At 50.0% G+C, this 16,086-nt stretch carries 10 protein-coding genes; 4 read left to right on the forward strand and 6 right to left on the reverse strand.

Going from position 1 to position 16,086, the window contains the following annotated elements; genetic code table 11:
• Positions 1–34: 34 nt before the first annotated feature.
• Positions 35–1,999 carry an SBBP repeat-containing protein gene (locus WC980_06790; GenBank protein ID MFA5794755.1) on the reverse strand — a complete coding sequence of 655 codons (1,965 nt, stop codon included), beginning with the start codon at positions 1,997–1,999 and terminating at the stop codon, positions 35–37.
• Between the two features lie 553 nt (positions 2,000–2,552).
• On the opposite strand from WC980_06790, the gene WC980_06795 reads away from it, so the two are divergent.
• Both WC980_06795 and WC980_06800 read left to right on the forward strand, forming a co-directional pair.
• Complete coding sequence (locus WC980_06795; protein ID MFA5794756.1) at positions 2,553–3,479, forward strand: hypothetical protein; 927 nt, start codon at positions 2,553–2,555, stop codon at positions 3,477–3,479.
• Between the two features lie 135 nt (positions 3,480–3,614).
• Positions 3,615–5,540: a hypothetical protein gene (locus tag WC980_06800; GenBank protein MFA5794757.1), complete on the forward strand. Its 1,926-nt coding sequence runs from the start codon at positions 3,615–3,617 to the stop codon at positions 5,538–5,540.
• A gap of 85 nt (positions 5,541–5,625) precedes the next feature.
• Here the strand turns inward: WC980_06800 and WC980_06805 are convergent, their stop codons facing one another.
• Genes WC980_06805 through WC980_06820 form a run of 4 tightly spaced genes read right to left on the reverse strand, consistent with a single transcriptional unit; the run spans position 5,626 to position 9,784 of the window.
• Positions 5,626–7,290: a serine/threonine-protein kinase gene (locus WC980_06805; protein ID MFA5794758.1), complete on the reverse strand. Its 1,665-nt coding sequence runs from the start codon at positions 7,288–7,290 to the stop codon at positions 5,626–5,628.
• Positions 7,291–7,333: 43 nt separating this feature from the next.
• Complete coding sequence (locus tag WC980_06810; GenBank protein MFA5794759.1) at positions 7,334–8,416, reverse strand: hypothetical protein; 1,083 nt, start codon at positions 8,414–8,416, stop codon at positions 7,334–7,336.
• A gap of 38 nt (positions 8,417–8,454) precedes the next feature.
• Positions 8,455–9,177, reverse strand: a complete 723-nt coding sequence (locus tag WC980_06815; protein ID MFA5794760.1) for a hypothetical protein — start codon at positions 9,175–9,177, stop codon at positions 8,455–8,457.
• Between the two features lie 19 nt (positions 9,178–9,196).
• On the reverse strand, positions 9,197–9,784 hold the full coding sequence (locus WC980_06820) for a hypothetical protein (GenBank protein ID MFA5794761.1): 588 nt from the start codon (positions 9,782–9,784) through the stop codon (positions 9,197–9,199).
• 939 nt (positions 9,785–10,723) lie between these two features.
• Here WC980_06820 and WC980_06825 point away from each other — a divergent pair.
• A complete protein-coding gene (locus WC980_06825) occupies positions 10,724–11,539 on the forward strand; it encodes a hypothetical protein (GenBank protein ID MFA5794762.1) in 816 nt (271 codons plus the stop codon).
• A gap of 145 nt (positions 11,540–11,684) precedes the next feature.
• Positions 11,685–12,809: a hypothetical protein gene (locus WC980_06830; protein ID MFA5794763.1), complete on the forward strand. Its 1,125-nt coding sequence runs from the start codon at positions 11,685–11,687 to the stop codon at positions 12,807–12,809.
• 317 nt (positions 12,810–13,126) lie between these two features.
• Here the strand turns inward: WC980_06830 and WC980_06835 are convergent.
• Positions 13,127–16,086 (reverse strand): hypothetical protein (locus WC980_06835; GenBank protein MFA5794764.1); only part of this gene is annotated, 2,960 nt, incomplete at its 5' end.

A 16,086-nucleotide genomic window follows, 5' to 3' on the forward strand; every position in this document is an offset into this window, starting at 1 on the left:
TCCTTCTCTACGATATAAATAATATCCAAGAAAACTATTTTCTTGTTCTTAACAGCAATGTATCGTCCTGCCCGGCGCCGGTTTCCACTCCGGCCGGCGTTCCGTCTATTGCCCCGGTAACAGGTCCGGCCAATACGGCTCCCGGAGCGCTGGTTGTTCCGCCTACCTGATTATCTGATAAAGTCCGGGCATATGAAAAATTAGAGCCGGCGGACCCCGAAATATTCGTCCATGCCCCTTCGGTTGTTTTATTCCTGGTGCTGCCGCAGGTGAAAACACTAAACTGGTCTGACTTAATGAAAAATCCGCTGTCATCGAGCGTTCCTTCCCAGACCTGTTGGCTTTGTATGTCGCCTAAAGAGTTATAGGCGACCAGGAACAGGGATTTTGAGGTGTAAAAGCTGTCGGTTGTTCCACAAATATAAATATTGCCGCTGGATGAATCCACGGCTATGCCGTAAGGATTATCATCCCTGTAGCCGCCCCATCGTCTTACCCACTGAATACCTCCGGCGCTGTTATACCTGTAGAGCACAACATCCATAGAGCCGGCGCCGGACGAATCAGTTTCTCCGGCTATATAAACGTCTCCGGTAGCCGAAACGGCAATGGCCCGTCCACGCTCATTGTTATTGTCTATCCACATGCGGCGCCACCTGATATTGGCGTTTGGGTCCATGCTGATAATGGCCACGTCAGCCGTGCTGACGGAATTGGTTTCGCCGGTGATGTATATGTTGCCGGAGCCGTCAGCCGCTATGGCATTAGCCGTTTCCGCGGTCGGCGTGCCCCAGGTCCTGGTCCAGGTCAGTGAACCTTCCTCGGTGTATTTCAAGATAAGCATATCTGTTTCGCCGGCCCCGTAACTGCGTGTTTCCCCGACGATATAAATACCGCCCGTTGTCCGGACCATCGAATTGGCGTTTTCGGAATTATTGCCGTCCCATAATCTTGACCATTGCAAAGTCCCGAAAGGATTATATTTGGTTAAAAAAACCGCGCCTTCTCTCGAAGAGAAATTATACGTCCGGCCGCTGATATAGATATTCTTGTCATTGTCCAGAACAATGCCGGTGGCTTCATCATCCGCGGTCTGGCCCCAGGTCTTTTGCAAAGTAATCTTGCCGCCGCTGTCATATTTCATCAGCAGGGCATCCCGGCTGCCGGCCCCGTAACTGCTGGAATAACCGCACAGGTAGATGCTGGCGTCTGAGCCGAGCGTCATCTTGTTGAACGCTTCGTTGGAACTGCCGCCCCAGGTCTTGACCAGGTCGGTAACGGACAGCGTTGTTACCTGGATGATGTTTGAATAAGCCGAATCGCCCAAACCGGTGTTGTAGGAAAGAACCTTGTAATAGTAAGACGTCGTCGGTGCCAGGCCGGCATCGGTATAAGTCGCGGTTATGGCCGTGGGCGATGTTCGGTATAAGGGGTCGTCCGAAAGGATGGCCTTAAGCAATTGGAAATTAACGCCGTCCGTGGCGCGATACACTTTAAACCCGGTTTCGTTATTGGAATTATCCTGCCAGACCAGGTCTATCTGGGTGTATGATTTAGCCGTGCCGGTCAGCAGTGAGGGCAGTATCGGAGCCGTATTGCTGGTTGATATCGGGCCGGCATACAGGGAATTTCCCGAAAGGTTGTATGAACACAGCCGGTAGTAATATATATCGGCAACGGTAATGGTTTCATCGGAGAAAACGGTCTCGTTTTCCGCGGCCAGGCCGATTTGAGAATAGCTGATACCGGCGTCGTCGCTTCTTTCCACCCTGAATCCGCTTTCATTGAAAGAGTTATCGGTCCAGGTCAGGTCAATCCTGGTCGAGGCCAGGGGTGTGGCGCCCAGATTGGATGGGGCCAGCAAATCGCCGCTGCCGCCGGATTTATCCTCTACTTTTACGTCTTCCCAGATGACGCAACCCGGGAATTTAAGGCCTAAACCCAGGCTTATGATGACCAGTAAGACTAATAGAGAATACCTAAGATTTGTTTTTCTCATATAAGAGATTCTCCTTAATAATTGATATTATCAACCGCTGAAATATTATCAGCCGCCCAAATTTTGTCAACTATTTTGCGATATAAAAGCTGTTTTATGCAGCCAGTTTTACGTCATTACTAATAACAACCAGGATATCGTCTTTAGCCGGTACAAAACACTGTCCAGTCCGTCCCGGCAACCCCTCAAAACCGGTGTATTTATAAGCAAAAATCGTGCCAATCACGAATCAATAAGCCGCCGCAAAATGCCGTCCTAAGCCCAAAATAAAGGGGTTTCAGCCCTAAATCATCAAGTCCTGTCGGCCTCTGGCCATTGGGTGTTACTTATATGTAAATATAGGTTATTTACGTTACAATAGTGTAACGGACAACTCGCCCGGATTATTGTATATTTAAGCGTTTCCGGTCTATTTGGTTTCACCGGTTGCGCCGATATCCGGGTGGTTTCCCCGGCCATTTATCCTTCTGGTTTTAGGTACGGCTTATCTCGTCCGCTAAATAATACCAAAAAAATATTGCATAACCAGGCAGATTGGTATATAAGACCGCTTATGTTACCGTTACATAAGTTAAAGACATATTCCATCAAGGATCGTGCCAGCCTTGTTAATGTAAAAGACTTTGCCGCGCTGGCCGAACCGGGTAAGGAATGGGCCGGCTTCTTCAAATCACTGCCCAACATCCTGGGCGGCAAAGATTTCAATAAGCTGGTCGAATCAATAGTCCGGGCGCATAAGGAGAAACGACTCATCGGTGTTGGTCTGGGCGGGCACGTCATCAAATGCGGACTGTCGCCCGTCATCATCGACCTGATAGACCGGGGCATCATCAAATCTGTGGCTATGAACGGCTCCGCGGCCATCCACGACTACGAGATATCCCTCATCGGCGCCACCTCCGAGGACGTCGAGGAAGCCATCAAAGACGGCTCATTCGGCATGTCCGAAGAGACCGCATTCGGCTTCGCCCGCGCCGCCAAGGCCGCCGCCAAAGAAGATATCGGACTGGGCCGGGCGCTGGGGCAGATGATTAATAAGGAAAACAGCCAATATAAAAAATACAGCATCCTCGGCGTGGCCGTCCGCAACAATATTCCGGCCACCGTCCACGTCGCCATCGGCACCGACATCGTCCATATGCACTCCTGCATCTCCGGCGAACAGCTGGGCAAGAGCACGCTTGACGACTTCCGTATCTTCGCCGAGGCCGTCTCCGGGCTGGATAAAGGCGTTTGGCTCAACATCGGCTCGGCCGTGATAATGCCCGAAGTATTCCTCAAGGCCGTGGCCATCGCCCGTAATTTGGGACACAAGCTTACGGATTTTACCACTGCCAACCTGGATATGATACAGCACTACCGCCCGCGCCAGAACGTCACCGGCCGGGTGGCCGGCAAAGGTGCCGTCGGCATCAACCTGACCGGCCACCACGAGATAATGCTCCCATTGCTCAGGCTGGGAATCTTAAGTTCGCTCTAGCCCACAGAAGAATTCGCACAACCTGCGACTGAAAACTTGACATCATTTCCCAATAAGTTATAACATAGTCGCCTTGAAGAAAAGAATCAGGCGGCTCTGTGCCACTTGGAAAATTAATATTCAAAGGAGATTCGTATGCAGCCGGCTTGTTTCTCCCGCCTAGTTGCGGCATTTTTGCTGTCATTGATATTATTCCTCGGCTACGGCGGGGCGTGCGAAAAAGGCTCCGGCAATAAAAAAGAAACCGGCAGCAGCGGACTGCCGGACCAGGTCACCGCGCCTTACCCGGCTGACGGCGCAATCAACGTCTCCCTGACCACCCTGATTTACGCCATTGTTGTCGACAACGCCACCTCTTACGATATCTATTTCGGCACCGCCAGTCCGGGAACATTCGTCAGGAACCAGCCCGGCACGTCGTATCATCTGGCCACGCTGGTCGATAACACTAAATATTACTGGCGGATAGATTCAAAGAATGCCGTCGGCACCATCACCGGAACCGTCTGGAGTTTCACCACTATGTTCACCCAGCCCGCCCAGGCGGCATCGCCCGCGCCGGCTGACGGCGCAACCGGAACTCCGGATACGCAACAACTGAGCTGGGCGCCGGCCGACCGGACCACCTCTTACGACGTCTACTTCGGCATCACCTCCGCCGGATGGGCTCCCGTTACAAACACCGCCGCCACAAGCTATGATCCCGGCACATTGACCCAGGACGTCACTTATTACTGGCGGGTGGATTCCAAGAACTCGGTCGGCACCGCCGCCGGCAACGTCTGGAGCTTCACCACTCTGCTCGACCCGCCGCCCCAGGTAACATCGCCGGTGCCGGCTGACGGCTCGACGAACATTTTGGATGCGCAACAGCTGAGCTGGTCCTCGGCCGCCCGGGCCGATTCTTACGATGTCTACTTCGGCATCACTACCGCCGGATGGGCCCCCGTTACAAACACCGCCGCCACAAACTATGACCCCGGCACATTGCCCCAGGGCGTCACTTATTACTGGCGCATCGACCCTAAGAACTCTGCCGGAGCCACCGCCGGCTTGGTCTGGAGTTTTTCCACCGTCTCGTGGTTATGTGTTACCTGTGATTCCGTGGGCGACGTCGGCTATAACACCTCTATCGCCATCGACTCTAATAACAATGCCCATATCAGTTATTATGATTTAGGTTACGGCGACCTGAAATACGCCGTCAACGAAACCGGCGACTGGGTCTGTACCACCATCGATTCCATCGGCGATACCGGCCATTACACCTCCATTGCCCTTGACGCCAATAACAAGGCCCATATCAGCTATTTTGACAACAACAATAAAATCCTCAGATACGCCACCAATGTTTCCGGGTCGTGGGTATGCGTCACCGTTGATCCCACCTATAACGTCGGTTATATGACATCCATAGCCTTAGACTCCAACAACAAAGCGCATATCAGCTATTATAATCTTACCAATGGCGACCTCAAATACGCCAATAACGCCTTAGGCGCCTGGGTCTGTGCCACTGTCGATTCCGCGGATGATGTCGGCTATTATACCTCCATAGCCGTTGATTCTAACAATAAGGTGCATATCAGTTATCAGGATTACACTAATAAGGATTTGAAATACGCCACCAACGCCTCCGGGTCGTGGGTCTGCGCCACCGTTGATTCGGACGGTCTTGTCGGGGACAGTACCTCCATTGACATCGACTCCGGCAACAAAGCGCATATCACATATATCAACAGCGACGCCCTCAAATACGCTACCAACGTCTCAGGCGCCTGGGTCTGCGCCGCTATCGAACCGGCCGGCCAATTTGCCGACTGCTCCCTGGCGCTCGATTCCGACAACAAAGCGCATATCAGCTACTACGATGCCACCGGTTCAGTTAATAACAATCTAAAATACGCGACTAATATCCTCGGTTTTTGGGTCTGTTCCGTCATTGATTCCACGGGGACTGTCGGCGAGCACACATCCATTGCAGTCGATTCCACCAACAAATCGCATATCAGTTATTACGATGGCAATAACGGCAACCTCAAATATGCGACTGATAGGTAACCTTTTCAGCCTCTGGCGGAAGATCCGGATGTGCTTCATCTGGACAAAAACTTAGTGATATTCGCACTGGAGGCTTCGCTCTGTTTCAACTCTTAGTCTTCAGCGGTATCTTTATCTGCTGTGGGCTGATGACTATCATTTTTTCAGCCTGTTCGCCTTTGGTAACTATCTGTTGTAATATCGGGTCGCCGGGTTTGAAGGCATTGGCGGCGAAATGGACGGCGCGCTTGAACAGCGGCTCAGCCGCGGGTTTGTTGCCCCTTGCTTCATAAGCCAATCCCGTATTATAAAGGTTTATGGCTATCCCATCGGCTTTGGAGTGCTTCTCGTTTATGGTCAGCGCCTGTTGATAGTTCTTAAGTGCATCATCATATTTCTTGGTAAGGTGATTAACCGCGCCGAGGTTATTGCGGATAATAGCGTCTTCCGGATGACCTTTTGTAGGAAGTTTTTCCATTATCGTTAACATCCGATTGTAATAATCTTCAGCCGACGGAGAGTCCTCTGCGGCCAGATGGGTTTCGGCCAGGCGATACAAACTGCCCAGATATTCTCTAGATTGTTCGCCATAGAGTTTAAGGTCAATCTTAGACGCATCCAAATACCAGTTGCCGGACTCGCGGTAATTAGCCATCTTGAGGAAGACCCAACCAATCCGGTCATAGGCATCAGCAGTGCGGGAATTGTCCTTGCCGAAACGGCGTTCCACCTCAGTTGCCAGCGGCCGAGCCACCTTGAGCATTGCTTCATAATCAGTGCCCTTTGCCAAATCATCAAGCTGCGCCTGGAGCGTCTGAATCAATACTCCCGGCTTATCCTGCTCGCCGTAAAGCGTCGGCTTGGGCGGGTAACGTTGGATATCTAGTTTTTGGAAAATTGGTTTTTTATCATCATTAGACGCCTCCGGCAGTAATGCAGATTTTGTACCAGTGGCTAGTTCCTTATTTTTCATTTTGTCTAATATAATTTTAGCTGCTATTGACCTGATGCCGGATTTGATTTCGCCTTCTAAGGCTTGAATAAATTCATCTGTAGTCTTAAAACGATCCCTTACTCTGTCTGCGGTTGCCGTTTTAATAATATCCCAGAGAATATCAGAAACATCTATCGGTTTAATATTATTCGTAAACGGGGGTCGTTTCCATGATAACAATTCTCTTAGCACTATACCTGTAGAATAGATATCAACCGTGCGGTCATAATTGCCCGATGCAATTTCTGGCGCCATATAATCCCGTGTGCCGGCAATAGTGGTGAGCTGTGTTACATAGCGCTGGGACTTGACCAGCCCGTAATCGCCTAATTTAGTTATACTACCTCTAATAAAAATATTTTCCGGCTTGACATCCCGGTGAGTCATCTTATGCCTATGCAGTTCCGTCAGGCCTTCCAGTACCTGCTTGATAATTTCAACGGTAATCCTGGGGTCGGGTTTGACCCGGATGGTATTGCGTAAATCATCGCCCCAGTGCTCCATTACGTAATAGACACCAATATCCTCATCTTCGCCCACATCAAAGATTTTAATCAGGTTTGGATGATCAATATCTTTAATTGTTCGGGCGGCCTTTATCTCGGCATTAGCTTCCTCTATAATCACCCATTCAAACAGTTTAATTACAACCGGTTTCTTGTCGGCCTTGCGGATGGCCTTCCAGCATAGGACATTTTCGTGATTGGTCCGGAAAACCTGTTGAGGCTTGCCGTAGCCGGCTATCTTTTGCCAGATTTGTTTGGGGATTTCTAACATTACAGCAATTCTGATTTACACAATATACTCTTATCTCAATATATTAATTATTAGACATTAATTCGCCATCGCACATATCGCACTGGCCTAAGATTTGTGATTTTAGCATTGTGGTTCCACATTTTAAACATTGTTGGGGGTAAAAATCTTTATCACATAAAAAACAATGTGCGGGTCCATATTCGAGAGTAGGTGTTGTTAATGTTATATTTAAACATTCCGGGCATGACTCTATTGCATAGCCTTTATTTTGAGCTACATATTTCTCTGCTTCTTCTTTGGCTTTCTTAATTCGTTCTTCATAAGAATAAATTGCTTGCGATAAAGTTACGTATAAATTACCCGGTAGTTTTTGCTTAAGATTTATCCCGAGTTCTTCTCCTAAAAACTTATCTAAAAACCGTGCAACACGTCCAATATACTGCTTTACTTCTTCTTTATCAGCTTCTATTTGATGATGTTCTATACAATTTCGTATTTTTCGAAGAGGTTCTAATTCATTTATTGATACATTTACTGCAATATTATTTAACCGACATATAAGCATTTTGAAGTCAACTGTGTGGGCATCATCATTTATCGCACATTCCGGTTTAGAATAAATTAGCAAGCGGTGTGCCTTAGCAAGTCTTGCCTTTAAGAATAGTTCTAATGCATGGAATATATGAATAATGGCAAATTTAATATTTTCATTCTCATCTGTTTCTTTAGCAATAAAATGTTCTACTCCATGCTTTAGCGAAGAAAGGGCATTCTCTTCAATACCAAAAACAAAACGGCCGGCTTCCTCGTCAGCCCACGCTTTACCGGACCAGCCAGGACATATGGAGTAAAGCTTGCCTGCCAATTTTTCAATTACTGCTATGGGAATAATACCCTCGAATTCAGCCATGAGCTCCTCAAGAGCATCGTAAGGTCCGCCCCATATAAAAACATATTCATCTTCATCATAGGGTGTATGTTGTACAGGGTCTTCATAATGTTGGTAAAACCATGTTTCCATTATCTCTATTTGTGTTTCTTTGTCCATCTTGGCGAGGTCTTCAGGGCTGATATCCCGTTCAGCATCTGGTGTGAGATATTTATGTGTCCCTTCTATTTTTTTATCTTTTGGGCCATTTACCATTATGAACCCCTTTCAGTTTAACTCGTGTAATTTGTGGCTTACTTCTTTGTGGTCTCGGCTCTGAGGCGGGTCATTATGTCCTTAGACAGTCTCAGGTCTTTGTCCAGGTACCGGCCGGTGCGGACGATATCACGGAATAAACGCTTTAATTCGGTCTCGGCCCGTTTATACATATTCTGCACGCCTTGCCAGGTATTCATCTCTAATTGCGGGTAGCCCTTTTTCAGTTCGCTCAGAATCTCAGTCCAGGCCAGTTTCTCGTAATAACGCACACAGAAGACCTCGTATTTTATGGGGTCGTCCTGCTTGTATTTCATCAGGGCGTCAAAGACCAGCTCCTTGGTCAGGGCATAGCGCAAATCATCCTCGAACTTATCCACGGCCTTCTTTTCCAGGAGATACTCGGTAATGGCGCCTCGTTCCTTGATGGCCTGGCGCACCACCTCGGCCAGGGCGGGCACGACTATCTTCTGGGCCAGGAACGTCCGGAAACGGTATTTGGGGTCGTATTCCTTGATGTGGACAAAGGCGTCCTTGACGCAGTTGAGGGCTAATTCTTCGGGGTCAAAGCCGATAATTTTGCCGGTGCCATAATGGGTCTGGACGTAAGCGATAATCGGCCCGACCAGCGCGTAGCGGTAGCGGAGCATCACGTAATCCAGATGCCGCATCTGCATCCGGCCGTCCAGGGCGGCCTTGATAGCCGATTTCTTACGTGAGGTCGTGGCCGTGCCGATGCGCAGGAAGAAATTTTTTAACATAATTTATTTTATATAAATTTTAGTCATTAAGCCACTCATTTTCTACCCAACCAGACATCCCGATGCTTTTTCCCTCAAGAATTCTTACTTTACTTTTAAAAAAGCCCCCTTTAAGAACCAACACTTCAATATTATTTTCAACGCTAAATATTCTTCCTGACAGAATCAATTCTTCATACCCGTATTTATCTTCTACAGCAAGAACATTACAGTAATCGTCGAAAGCTTTTTCATCAATAGCAACATTAAGTAAGGTGGCCCCTTCAGAATACAAAACTTTTGCATTTTTTATTGTTGGTTTTTTGTGAGAAGTAACGGATGATGTCCCCGAGTCTTTCTCGGCATCCTTATCTTTTTCCTGAAGCCATGATCCTAAAATCATTAGAGCTATAAGAGCAATAATAATACCAAGACAACCTAGTCCTCCTTTTGTTACCTTTTTAAGGGATAGTTTTTTTTGGTGTGCCTCAATTTTAGAATCTTTATATTCTTCCATAATTAAGCCGCTACAACTGAATGCATCTATGATAGATAATTGTTCCCCCTGTTTTATTAGCCACATCTTTTGCTTCTTGTCTAGTTTTAAATGGCCCGTGCCATTTCCCATTATCTGAGCGCGTACCAGTTGAAACCCCTTGTCCATTATTACAAAATCCACATGAGCCCATGTGGATTACTGCTTTATGTCCCCTTGCCCTCCAATTTTCATAAACGTAATACATACTATTTTTTTGCTTTAATTTGATAATAAACCTTTTCCTTAGGGCTGTCAATTTTAATCTCAGTTTTGAGATAAAACTCCTGCATAAGTGTTATTAGGTATGGGCATATTCCAAACTGGGTATGGGTATAACCCAGGCTGGGTATGGGTATAACCCAGGCTGGGTATGGGCATAATCCCGGCGCGGTATCGGTATATTCCAAGCTCGGTATGGGCACAATCCAGGCTGGGTATGGGCATATCCCAAACTGGGTATCGGCATAACACTAGCTGGGTATGGGCATAATCCAAGCTGGGTATCGGCATAACCTTGGCTAGGTACGGGCATAAGGGTATCTACCCCCTCCCCTTACCCTACCCCAACCCCCTATTCTTAATAACAAGTTTACCGGTTAAATCAGCTTAATCCGCTTACTTAAGCAACTCATCTGAAAAAATAATTTTTCATCAGGTTTTTTATAACCCCTTATAAAATAATCAGTTATACACGAAATTTCCCGCCAAAATGACTATTTTTTGCCGTTTTTAGCCTAAAAAGCGTTGTGGTTTTGCCATAAGGAGGTTGGAGGAGGAGATGAGATTCTGAACTGCTGGAATCACCTCCCGGTCGGGTTTGCAGAGGTGACAAATCTGCCGGTTTCCGGTGGTTCGGGTCTTTCTCCTCACCCGTTATTCGGACTTCGTCATTCGTAGCTCGGCGCACCCGAACAACGAAACACTACTAACGAACTACGAAGCCCCGACATGAAATCGGGGTCTAAGAATCAGTAACGAATCCCGACACTGTGTGTCCGGATTGCTAACTGGATTCTAAGAGAGGTTTATATGGCTACTGTAACAAAAACCAAGGTTCGCCTGCACGTCCCGGAAATCTTTACGATACGGGATGATATGGCGGACAAATGGGCCAACGGACTGGCCAATAACGCCGTTCTGATGTATCAGCGTCTCAGGGACAAGATACCGGATGCGGGGTTATTCGACCAGAAACTGGCCACACCGGCAAACCTGCGGTACGGGCCCTATGTGCCGGACACATATGTCTCCCGCAGTGAGCGTGATGCCACCGGTATTCGTAACGCCCATTACAAGAACCTAATGACCGGTTATGACAACTGGGATGCCAAGTTGGCGCTGGCATTTGAAACCGTTGACGGCGTGGAGGCCAAACGGTTCAAGGACCAGGTCAACAACTCCAAGGATTCCTGGTCGTCCCGGATGGCTGGCAAGACCCTGCGCTTCACCGGCGATAAGGTTCGCGGTAGAGGCGTTTCGGCCATTGCCGCGTTCTGGCTGAGCGACGACCCCTTGGCCGGCAGTATGGTTCGTGAAGGCCAGGACGAAATCCTGGCTGGAGGCCCCTACAACATCACCCGGTCCGGTATGCGCACGGCGCTCCGTGCCGCACTGGTCCAGAAAATCACCCAGGCCGGCGTTTTGATAGTCAACTCGGACTTCAACGCCGATGTGATTCTGGCCCAAAACACGGTCCTGGCAACGCTGTTGACAGGGCTGGCCGACCCGGCCAAGGCGGATGTGTTCCAGGCAACCCCGGCTCCGGATAAGTCTTACTGCTCGTTCGTCAAGGAAGAAAACGGGCCGTTCTATCTGGAAATCCAGGTTGTCCTGACGACACCGTAGGCCACAGATTCCACAGATTTGTAGGGGCTGGGTTACCCAGCCCCTACGCTGTGGTAACAATTAACCAACTATCATAAAACCGCAGAGTCCCAAAGGATTCTTTGTGTTCTTTGTGCCTTTGTGGTGAGTAAGGAGGGAATAATTTATGGCAGACAAATTAAAACCATTGGAAGTGAAGACGATTAACATCGCTTCAAAGGCGGTTACGGCAGACAAGATTGCCGACAAGGCCGTTGAAAACAGGCACATCAAGGAAGGCGCGGTGACGCCGGACAAGATGAGCGTCACACCGGCTTCGAGGCCGCTGACGCCGCCGGTAGATACGAACGAGATTAAGGACGGCGCAGTCACCCAGGCGAAGCTGGCATTCCAGCCGGCCGCCCGGCCGCTTAATCCGCCCATCGGCACGGACGAAATCCGGGACGGCGCTATCACCAAGGCCAAGCTGGCCGATGGCGTCATCAGCACGGCCGAGATTGCCGACGGTTCGGTAACCACTCCGAAACTGGCATCAAGCAGTGTCACATCCGCCAAGATGGCCGCCGGGGCGGTGCGCGGGACTGAGATTGCCGACGGCGCAGTCAGCGCACCGAAGCTTTCCACCGATGCGGTGGAGACCGCCAAGATTAAAGACGGAGCGGTAACACCGGGCAAATTGTCCTTTACTCCGGCCACCAGACCGCTTACTCCAACAGTGGCGACCGATGAAATCGGCGATGCGCAGGTGACCAACCCCAAGATAGCGGATAGAGCCGTTGATTGGGTCAAGATTGCCCTGGCCTCCATCAACCACGAACTGCTCTATAACCTGGCTCCGCCCACGGATGGGCAAATCCTGTCCTTCGACGCGGCCACCGGCAAGTTTAACTGGATTGCTCCGCCCACCGGCGGAGGCGGGGTGCAGTTGACCCTGTTGTCTTCGCAACCGTTAGTATTCTCCGAGAACTCGATGGCGGATGTTGACCAATTAGTGGACCTGTCAACCCAGATTCCGGTGACGGCGACGGCCGTATTGTTAGAGATGCAACTTAACGCTATGAGCGTCCCGGTCGGGATGGAGCAGATACTGACCGTATTCGGCAGAAGGGCCGGGATGAACTTCGGCACCTCGACCATACACTTCATCTGGCAGAATGTGGCTGGTAACAATAATAATGCCTATAAAGAGGCGACATTAGCGGTAGATGCCCTGAGACAGTTGAGGGTAATGATTACAAAGTCGGGGGTGTTTACATCAACGAACATATGGATAAAAGGTTATATCGAGTAGGGTGCTTGACCCGACCGGCCTGCTCTACCTGCACATCCAGGTAGGCTTGACGGTGTAGTATGGCCCGCCACTGGCGGACCAACTATAACTCGCAGTCCCTAAAGGGAGGCGGTAGCTCTAACAACTGAAGTTTAACTGCGAGTAATAAAGTGGGAGTGTCCCATTCGCTGGCGCGAAGGGATAATGTGCCGGGTAACTCGCAGGCTCGAACCGGCACTAAGCACAAACTAAAGGGGCGACCATAATTGGTCGCCCCTTGTTTGTTTATCCCGCCACCTTAACCCAGTATGTTCCCAAGTTCCTACTGGCTCTAAATTTTACTGCCCAACTTGGGTGGGATAATCTCTTGGTGAAAAATCACCCAGTCCTAATCGCCCGTATGCATTTTGCCCCCAGGACCAGATAGTGCCATTGTTTTTACGAGCTATTATAGCGACTCCAGTAGTCCCGATGCTCGTAGAGAATTCGGTCCATTCAGAATCATCATCTATTTGAGAGGCTATTCCTGTGGTGACCTCGATACTACAGAGGGTTCCGTTACTCTTACGAGCAATTTGTCGAGAGAATTCAGTACAAGCTATTTCGGCCCAATCATTATCAGTTCCCAGCAAAGTAGGTGTCGTTTTTATTAAACTGTAGCTAAGGCTGGCAGATCCCCAATACCATATAGAGCCATTTGTTTTACGTGCTAAACTTGTTCCTAGATCATTTGAAATTTCAGCCCAATCTGAATCAGTTCCTATCTGTGATGGAGTATACCAAGAAGTATTAGGATAGGAATCGATAGTTCCTCGCCCTAATTGGCCAGAACTGTTGGCTCCCCAAGCCCAGATAGTTCCGTTATTTTTTCGGGCGATAGTGTGCATATTTTTGCAGGTAACCTCTAACCAATTTGTATCAGCTCCTACTTGAGTAAGGACATATGTTAAAGCAGTGTTGCCAAGTCCTAGCTCGCCAACAGTATTACTGCCACAACCCCAAAGTGTACCGTTGGATTTTATGCTAAAGGTTTTGTTGCCTCCGGCTATTATTTTAATCCAATTTGTATCTGTTCCTATCCGTGTTGGATATATTCTCGCAGTTGTATCACCCAGACCTAATTGGCCAGAGCCGTTGAATCCCCATGCCCAGATAGTTCCATTTTTCTTACGGGCTACAGAGTGGTTTTCTCCTATTCCAATTCCAACCCAATCAGTAGCGTTTCCTATTTGTACCGGAGTAAGTCTATAATTATAATCGCCCAAACCTAATTGTCCATACTGATTGCGACCCCAAGACCAAATCGTTCCGTTACTCTTGCGTCCTAAAGTATGGTCGTACCCTACCTTAATTTCTACCCAGCATAAAGCTGATGAGGGTGTATTTGAGTCATTGGTAGAATTATTACCTAATTGTCCTCCAGCATTATCCCCCCAGCCGAGCATGGAATCGTCATTCTTTATACCAATGGAATGTTTCCAGCCGGCCTCAATGATGGACCAGTCGGTGTCGGTCATCACCTGCGTGGGCGCTGTTCTGGTCACCAGGTCGCCCAGGCCGAGCTGTCCTTCGGAGTTGTCGCCCCATTCCCAGATGCTGCCGCCGGTTTTCTTACCGATGGCGTGTTTGTAACCGACCGAGACATCGGTCCAGTCGTTGTCCGAACCTATCCGGGTCATAGAGTTGCGGTCGTTGTAATCGCCCAGCCCGAGCTCGCCGTCGTTATTGTCGCCGCAGCCGTAGAGCGAGCCGTCGGTCTTACGGGCCACGGTGGAGCGGTAGCCGCTTTCGACCTCGGCCCAGTTGGTATCGGTACCGACCTTGGTAAAGGTCGAGCGGTTGGCGTTATCGCCCAGTCCCAGTTCGCCCTGGGAGTTATCGCCGCAGGCGTTTAATGAGCCGTCTTTCTTAATGATTAAGGTGCTGTCATTGCCGCAGGCGATGGAGGCCACGCTGGAATCGGTAAAGACCCGGGTCGGGTCATAGCGGAAGACGTCATCGCCCAGGCCGAGCTGTCCGCAGAGGTTGTCTCCCCATAGCAAGACGTCGCCGGTGGTGGTCGTGCCACCGGTGTGTGAATGCCCGCCGGCCGCGATGTCGGCCCAGTTAGAATCGGTGCCGATGCGGGTGAATGAGTTGGTGCCGGTGACGAGGATGCCCAGGCCGAGCTGGCCTTCGGCGTTATCGCCGCAGGACCAGATGGTGCCGTCGGTTTTAAGGGCCACTGAAAATTCGGCTCCGACCGCCGTCTTTTTCCAGTTGGTCTCGGTGCCGACCTGGGTGGGCGCGGTCTGGGTGACGTAATTGCCCAGTCCTAACTGGCCGTAGGAGTTATCGCCCCAGGCCCAGAGGGTGCCGTCGTTCTTGACGCCCATGGTATGGAATTCGCCGCCGGCAATATGGGTCCAGCGGGTGTTGGTTACGGCTGTGAATACCTGGTCTGAGCCGTATGCGGCGCCCGAGGCATTGTTGGCCACCAGCCGGTAGTGATAAGTAGCGTTGGTGGTCAGCCCGGTAATATTTTCGGTGAAGTTGGCATAAGCGGTGCTGCTACCGGCTGACCGGATGGTGGTGGTGTTGGCGTAAGGCGTCACCGGCCCCCATTCGAACCAGGCCGTGGTGGACAGTCCGTTGGGATTAATAAGGCCATTCAGCGTGGCGCTGGAGAAATCTATGTCCGTGGCCGGGTTGGTCATCCCCGTGGGCGGCCCGGCCGGAGTAACGAATGTCTGGTCGTTACCTAAGGCGGTGCCGGAGTCGTTAGCGGTTACCATCCGAAAGTGATAGGTGGTATTGGCAAAGATATTTTCCATATAAATAGCTACATTAATATTACCGGTGCCGGAGCCGATATCTTGGGTTTGGGTAGTACTGCCGTAGGCGGTAGTCGTGCCCCATTGGAAATATGCCGTGGCCGCAAAGCCGTTGGGATTGGCCGTGCCGGTCAGGGTTACGGAGTTATAAGTGATATTGGTGGCTGAGCCGGTGGTAGCAGTGGGCGGTATTGGCTGGGTCGAGGTATTGAATGTCTGGTCCGTGCCGTAAGAGGTGCCGGCGCTGTTGGTGGCTACCATCCGGAAATGGTAGGTAGTGCTGGCGGTCAGGCCGGTGATATCAGCCGAGGCGCTGGTCGAGGTGGTGCCGCTGCCGGCTGATTGCGATGTCGTGGTGGTGCCGTAGGCGGTGGTAGCGCCGTATTCGAAATAGACCGCGGTGGCCAGGCCGTTGGGATTCAGGTTGCCGTAGAACGAAGCGGTATTATGGCTGACGTTGCTTAAATAGTTGTTCATTATATTAG

Source organism: Candidatus Brocadiia bacterium (genome assembly GCA_041658285.1).
Taxonomy (GTDB): domain Bacteria; phylum Planctomycetota; class MHYJ01; order JACQXL01; family JACQXL01; genus JBBAAP01.